At 41.8% G+C, this 7,346-nt stretch carries 5 protein-coding genes and 1 pseudogene; 2 read left to right on the top strand and 4 right to left on the bottom strand.

Translation table 11 applies throughout. The features are described 5' to 3' along the window. Nucleotides 1–503 precede the first annotated feature (503 nt). Complete coding sequence (locus tag IJ369_RS03865) at nucleotides 504–1,832, bottom strand: Glu/Leu/Phe/Val dehydrogenase family protein (RefSeq protein WP_290716200.1); 1,329 nt, start codon at nucleotides 1,830–1,832, stop codon at nucleotides 504–506. A 253-nt stretch (nucleotides 1,833–2,085) separates the two neighbouring features. Between IJ369_RS03865 and IJ369_RS03860 the strand changes: the two genes are divergently transcribed. Next, the gene (locus IJ369_RS03860) at nucleotides 2,086–2,724 is read left to right on the top strand and encodes a GntR family transcriptional regulator (RefSeq protein WP_290716198.1); all 639 of its coding nucleotides are present in this window, start codon (nucleotides 2,086–2,088) and stop codon (nucleotides 2,722–2,724) included. Between the two features lie 249 nt (nucleotides 2,725–2,973). Here the strand turns inward: IJ369_RS03860 and IJ369_RS03855 are convergent, their stop codons facing one another. Continuing rightward, nucleotides 2,974–3,975 carry a bile acid:sodium symporter family protein gene (locus IJ369_RS03855; RefSeq protein ID WP_290716195.1) on the bottom strand — a complete coding sequence of 334 codons (1,002 nt, stop codon included), beginning with the start codon at nucleotides 3,973–3,975 and terminating at the stop codon, nucleotides 2,974–2,976. Between the two features lie 39 nt (nucleotides 3,976–4,014). After that, nucleotides 4,015–5,679, bottom strand: a complete 1,665-nt coding sequence (gene ilvD / locus IJ369_RS03850) for a dihydroxy-acid dehydratase (RefSeq protein WP_290716192.1) — start codon at nucleotides 5,677–5,679, stop codon at nucleotides 4,015–4,017. Nucleotides 5,680–5,920: 241 nt separating this feature from the next. Between ilvD and IJ369_RS03845 the strand changes: the two genes are divergently transcribed. Next, nucleotides 5,921–6,622, top strand: coding sequence for a FadR/GntR family transcriptional regulator (locus IJ369_RS03845; RefSeq protein WP_290716190.1), 702 nt, complete (start codon nucleotides 5,921–5,923; stop codon nucleotides 6,620–6,622). 206 nt (nucleotides 6,623–6,828) lie between these two features. Here the strand turns inward: IJ369_RS03845 and IJ369_RS03840 are convergent. Then, nucleotides 6,829–7,197, bottom strand: a pseudogene (locus IJ369_RS03840) (ParA family protein); the annotation flags it as partial. Nucleotides 7,198–7,346 lie beyond the last annotated feature (149 nt).

The raw sequence follows: 7,346 nt of genomic DNA, 5'->3' as shown, positions 1-7,346 counted from the left end.
TCCTGAGCCAGGATCAAACTCTTATATTAAAGTTTAAACCTGCCAGTTTCGTATCTGGCTAATCTAGTTTTTTCTAAACTAGCAAACTCTTGTCTTTTTAGCATTCGTTTCCGTTTGCTTGAATTGACTATGGGTTGTGTGTTTCATATCCATTGTTCAGTTTTCAAGGATCAATCTGCTTTTTAGCAGTGAAGATTATTTTATCAAATCTTTATTGTACCGTCAAGTATTTTTTTCAATACTTTCAAGTTTCATTCGATTTGTGTCATCCGCTTTCGCAGCAACGAATGATAGTTTATCATGTCTGTTCTATCCTGTCAAGCATTTTTTGAATTTTTTTAAATTCTTTTGTGCTTTTCTGTTTTCGTTGTGCTGTTTTTTCGCAGCGACAGTTATTTATTATACACGCATAACGAAAAATGTCAACACCTTTTTTCAACTTTTTCATTTCTTTTGGGCAAAAAGAAAGACGAGCCAAAATGACTCGCCTTTCGTATTTTCGATCAATCTTCGTACAGCAGGCCTTCGCAAAGGGAGTAGCATGCCTCTGTAGGTGTTACATCCAGTTCTTTTGCTCTATTCAGGTTGTTCCATGTATTTGCAGGCAGGATCTCTTCTACTTTCTTTTTCAGGGATTCTTCATCACCGTCATACAGGTATTCTTCTGCGCCGCAGATTACGCCTGCTGTGTTATGCCACCATTCGGACTGGAACAGTACGCCGTGTTCTGCAACCAGTTTTGCCAGTCTGTATTCTTCTTCCTGACTGGAAGCACGCAGCTGGTTGTTTGCAGATCCCCAAATGTATTTACATTTCAGTTTAGGAATGTTTTCATCATACAGGATACCACCAATAGCACAAGGGCAAACGATATCTACATCCATATACAGAACATCGTCTACAGAAACAACTTCCACGCCTCTGCCGGGGTGTTTATCTACAAATTCCTGTGCTCTTGCTGGATTGATATCAGCTACATACAGTTTTACATCTTCGCTCAGCAGATGTTCGCCCATATACCAGCCAACAGCGCCCAGACCCATCAGAGCAACGCTCTTTCCATTCAGGCTTTCTGTACCTTCTTTGAATTTCACAGCCTGTTTCATTGTCAGGTATACGCCATATGCTGTGGGTTTGCCTGTTTCGCCTGTTTTTGCAGAGGGGCCGCCTGTGTACTGCATAGAAAAGCCTTCTCTAATCATAACATCGGACATTTCTGTAGGGAAGTTCATGTCAGGGCCAGTCATATCTCTTGTGGAATCCAGCGCATAAGCCAGGAAGCCCATAATCTCCATATTATTGATATCCAGTTCATCCATCTGTACAGTTGCTTTGCAGCCGCCGAAAGGCAGTTTGCCTGCGATATTTTTGAAGCTCATGCCGCGGCCCAGGTTCAGACCATCGATGATAACTTCCTTTTCTTCTTCTTCAGGGAAATGACGTCTGATACCGCCGGCCATGATGGAGTGGCTCTTATTCAGAACGCCCAGCTTTCTGCTGTGTTCATGCATCATGAAACGGATATCATATTTTGCCAGATAGTAAGCATCGATACCGAAATGTTTCCCCTGTCTTACCAGATCCAGAATTTCATCCAGATAGTCTTCCAGGTCATATTTTTTGTACAGCTCTCTAACCTGTTTTGTATTCAGATATACTGCATCTTCTGTGAAAATGCCGTCCAGATAAAATTCCTTGTTGTATTTAGAGAAATCGAAATCAGCTTCCCAATCCTTCGCTGCGTACAGTTTGAAGCTGCCGTCTTTGTAATTATGTCTGATCTTCAGTGTTGTCAGGCCTTCTTCTTTCAGAGGTGTGAATAAACTTTTCATTTAGGTTCATCCTTTCTTTCTATTTTCTGCGCCATAAAATTACGCATTATGCACAATCCATAATTAAATTTTACCATCTTATGCCTTAATGTCAATGGCTTTCCCCGAATATTCTGCTTCCTTCCCCCAAATTCGTAGTCTTTCCCAAATCTCCCCTCTTATCTCTGTGAAAAATGCGGACATTGACGCAAATTCCCCTTTTGTTTATAATTTGAAGGAGAATGAATGATTTCGTGCTTGAAAAGGGGCAAATATGAGTACATTAAAGAAAACAACTATGAAAGAACAGGTCTATGATCTGATCAAAGGACGCATTCTGGATCAGACCTATGGCTTTGGAGACAAAATAAATATGTTGGAACTTTCTCAGGAGCTGGGCGTCAGCAATTCCCCTATTCGGGAGGCCCTCTCCATTCTGGAAAGTGAGCATCTCATCACCTTTGTTCCTAACGCAGGGCCAAAGGTCATCCAGATCGACAGCAAGACTTTTGAAGAGGTGCAGGATACAGCGAAAATTTTGCTGTTGGGCAGCTACGAACAATGCCGGGAACAAGGGCTCATCCCCGATCTGATCACAGAAATGGAAAAGCATCTGGCAATGCAGCAAGGGCTTATCCATGATACCTCCCCGGAAAGCGGCCTTTCCTTTGCCAAGATTGCCATTGATTTCGACGTTTCCCTCATCAAAATCTTCAAAAACGAGACCCTGGAAGGCCTGTATGCAGGCTTCTTTAATCTGCTCTATCTGGTCGTCCTCTACGACCATCAGCACTCCGATACAGACAGAGCAAAAAACGTAGCTGAACATATCCGTATCCTGGAAGCCATCAAAAACGGGGATCCTGTTAAAGTAAAAGAAGAGATCATTTCCCATTTCAGCCGGAATATCTAAAAAAACCTCCACTCTTTTGCATGAGCGGAGGTTTTTATTTTTGCTTCCTTATAAAATATCTGATGCGAGGAAGGTGTCGCAAGATTTATAAAATAAAACTTGCAAACTCTTTTATTACACTGTCTAACACAATCTATTCTTATATCTTATTTTGAGCCATTTCTATCACAACCCACTTTTCTCGTTTTAAAAAAGGAGCATCTCCCTACGGCAATGCTCCTTTTGATCATAGTATGTATATGTCAGATTTTATTTCTTTTCAGCTTCTTTATCCACAGCACGCGCCATCAAGTTTGCAGCAATCGCCCCGGAGATATTATGCCATGCACTGAATACTGCACCAGGTACTGTTGCCAGTGCCAATGTAGGGAAGCAGGATGCCGCCAGTGTTGTTGCCATACCGGAGTTCTGCATACCAACTTCAATTGCAATCGCATTTCTTTTTGCCATAGGCATTTTTACGATTTTACCTACCAGGAAGCCCATCAAATAACCGCAGCAGTTGTGCAGCATAACAACGACAACGATCAGTGCACCATTCGCAAACAGTTTTGCACTATTCGCATCGATAACGAAACCAACGATCAGACAGATGGCTGTACAGGAAATCAGAGGCAGAATGTCTTTGATAGACTGTGCAAATTTTTCCCAGAATTTATTTACGATCAGACCAACCGCAATAGGAATGATAACGATTTTGATAATATCCAGGAACATACCCAGAGCATTTACTTCAATAGGGGCACCTGCACCTGTTTTTGTATAAAGACCTACATAGAAAGAGCACAGCAGTGGTGTCAGGATAGGAGCCAGAATTGTAGATACGCTAGTCATACCAATAGACAGTGCTACGTCACCTTTCGCCATGAAAGTCATTACATTAGAAGATGTACCGCCAGGGCAGCAGCCAACCAGGATTACACCAACTGCCAGTTCAGGAGGCAGTTTAAAGATCCAGCTGATACCAAAACCAAGCAGTGGCATGATTACGAACTGTGCCAGTTCGCCAAAAATAATATCTTTAGGCTGAGATAAAACGATTTTGAAGTCTTCTAACTTCATTGTCATACCCATACCACACATAACAATCATCAGCAGATGATTTACATTGATATTGCCTCCCAGAAATTCTGCATTACCAACCCAGCTTGTAAAACTATTATCAACCAGATAAGCAAAAACTGTTACTACAATTACGATGGCTGCCATATATTTGTTTACAAATTGGGCTATTTTTCTCAGTGCGTTCATAACCATTCCTCCTTAATCATTCTGTCACAAAACACGCTATCATTCAAGCACCGCACCTCTGGCTGCACTGCTAACCAGTTTTCTATAACGAGCTGCATAACCTGTTACTTCTTTTTCAGGGCAAACCCATTTTTCACGTCTTTCCTGCAGTGTTGCTTCATCTACTTCCAGATGGATCTTGCAATTCTTGATATCAACTTCAATGATGTCACCATTTTCTACCAGTGCAATATTACCACCCTGTGCCGCTTCAGGAGAAACATGACCGATTGCTGCCCCTCTTGTAGCACCGGAGAAACGACCGTCTGTGATCAGCGCAACACTTTCGCCCAGACCCATGCCGCAGATTGCAGATGTAGGATTCAGCATTTCACGCATACCGGGGCCGCCTTTAGGGCCTTCATAACGAATGACTACAACATCACCGGGAACGATTTTACCTGCATAGATGGCTTCAATCGCTGCTTCTTCCCCGTCAAATACTTTTGCGGGACCTTTATGCTGCATCATTTCAGGAGCAACAGCCGCACGTTTTACCACACAGCCTTCAGGCGCCAGATTGCCTTTCAGCACAGCGATACCGCCATCTGCAGAGTAAGGGTTTTCGATGGGACGAATGATTTCAGGGTCTCTGTTTTGAACACCTTCCAGATTTTCTGCCAGTGTTTTACCTGTACATGTCATAACAGAAGTCTCCAGCAGACCTTTCTTTGTCAATTCTTTCATTACTGCATGAACGCCGCCGGCCTGTTCCAGATCTTCCATGTATGTATCACCTGCAGGTGCCAGATGACACAGGTTAGGTGTGTTTGCAGAGATTTCATTGGACATATCCAGACTCAGTTCGATGCCGCATTCATGTGCAATTGCAGGCAGATGCAGCATTGTATTTGTAGAACAACCCAAAGCCATATCCACTGTTTCTGCATTATGGAATGCAGCTTCTGTCATGATATCTCTGGGGCGGATATTTTTCTTAACCAGTTCCATGATCTGCATACCAGCATGTTTTGCCAGACGCAGACGTGCAGACATAACTGCTGGAATCGTGCCATTACCGCTGAGACCCATACCAATTGCTTCTGTCAGACAGTTCATGGAATTGGCTGTATACATACCAGAGCAGGAACCGCATGTAGGACACGCACTGTTTTCGTATTCCTCTACTCCTGCTTCATCCAGTGTACCTGCATGATAAGCACCTACAGCTTCAAACATATGGGACAGACAGGTGCGTCTGCCGTTATTCAAACGACCTGCCAGCATGGGGCCGCCAGAGCAGAAAATGGTAGGCACATTCACTCTGGCTGCTGCCATCAACAGACCAGGTACATTTTTATCACAGTTAGGGATCATAACCAGGCCATCAAACTGATGTGCAACTGCCATTGCTTCTGTAGAATCGGCGATCAGATCTCTTGTTACCAGAGAGTACTTCATGCCTACATGACCCATAGCAATACCATCACACACTGCAATCGCAGGGAATTCAATGGGCGTACCACCTGCAGCTCTGATGCCTGCTTTTACTGCTTCAGAAATCTTGTCCAGATTCATGTGCCCGGGAACGATTTCATTCTTGGAACAAACCACACCAATCAAGGGTTTTTCCAGTTCTTCTTTCGTAAAGCCAAGTGCATAGAACAGAGATCTATTAGGGGCTCTATTGATGCCCTGCGTTACATTACAGCTTTTTTCCTTCATCTATACTCCTCCTCTTATTTTTTCTTGCGTTGTATTATCTCTTATTTTATTGTATGATGTCATTCTAAATCAAAAGATGTCATATGTCAATCGAACATTATTTATAAATTAAATCGAAAAAGTTTGTAAAATAGTACTAAAATTTGACTTTTCAAAGGATTCTTTATATAATTAAATAAAGAATAATATCAAACTTGTTTATAAAAAACAGAAGACATCATACAAGAAGGATTTGATACATATGAAACAGGGTAAAAAAAGTCTGTCTCAACAGACTGCTGATAGGATCTATAATATGATCGTAAAAGAACATGTTTACCAACCGGGGGACCAATTGCCCAACGAAATGATCCTTTCTAAACAGCTTGGCATTAGCCGTACTACACTGCGTGATGCTGTCCGTATGCTGACGCTTCAGGGTGTATTGGAAGTTCACCGTGGGAAAGGTACTTTTGTGTCATCTGAAGAAGCTGTGCTAGGGAATTATGGTCTTGATAATTTTGACCGCATTCGAGTTAAGCTGAAAGATCTATATGAATTACGTCTGTTATTTGAACCTCAGGTTGTCGCATTGGCTTGCCGCAGAGCAACAGATGATGAGATAGAAGCGATCTACAAGCAAGGACAGATTGTCGTTGATACAATAAAAAAAGGGAAACCTTGGACAAAGGCAGATCAGGAATTTCATCGATTAATTATTACAGCTGCGCATAATGATTTCATGAGCCATTTAGTTCCTTTGATCAATCATGCCATTGACGAGTCTGTTATCATCGGCTCCTCTAAAGAGTCTCTCTACCAAAACACTGTGCAAGACCATGCACTAATTATGGAATTTCTTAAATTGCGCGATGAACAAGGTGCCAAATATGCAATGGAGATTCATATCCACCATGCAATTCATACTCTTGAACTGAATAAAAATGGCGAAGCTATTTTCTAAAATAATCGTCTGCTAAAAAGTTGTCCCCTACTTTTTCAACTTTTTAATGGACGATTTTTATTAGGTGCTTGAGATTTCTCTCAAGCGCCTTTTTCATTACTCAAGGTTATATTTCAACATGAAAATCAATACCCAGTTTCGGGCAGTTTTCCTCTATCCATTGTAGGTGCATAGATTTTTGTTGTAAACGTATCTTCCGCCCTCACTTTCTGCATAATCCGTTCGATATATCTTTTCAATACCAACTCTCTGCTCATTACATTCACAAGTGATATTTCCATAGCAGAAAGGTCAATATTGGAAGGCAACACATCTACACCCTCACTATGATGAAGAATTGCATAATCTGTTTCCATTTCCACTTCATTTATCGTATTCATCATGACTGTTGCAAGTGTATTGTTGATATCATCTGGATTAGTAAAACCCAGACTTGCCGTCAGATCTCCCTGTGGGTCTGCATCGATCAATAACACTTTTTTTCCGTTTCTGGCTAAGCCAATCCCCAAATTGCCACAAGTGGTTGTTTTTCCTACGCCACCTTTTTGATTTACTACAGCAATTACTTTACACATAACCTCAACTCCTCGTATTATAAAGTAGTAGTGTTTATAGACCCTCTCCAAGGTCATTATGCTATACTGTTTCAGATACTGTGGATTGTTTCTCAACTCCTACCACCAGATGGTTTTCGAAAGGCTACAACCACAGTCTCTTTGTTTAT

The sequence above is a fragment of the Anaerotignum sp. genome, assembly GCF_017483025.1.
Taxonomy (GTDB): Bacteria; Bacillota; Clostridia; order Lachnospirales; family Anaerotignaceae; genus Anaerotignum_A.
The sequence above is the reverse complement of the archived record's forward strand: the minus strand, read 5'-3'. Positions and strand labels throughout refer to the sequence as shown.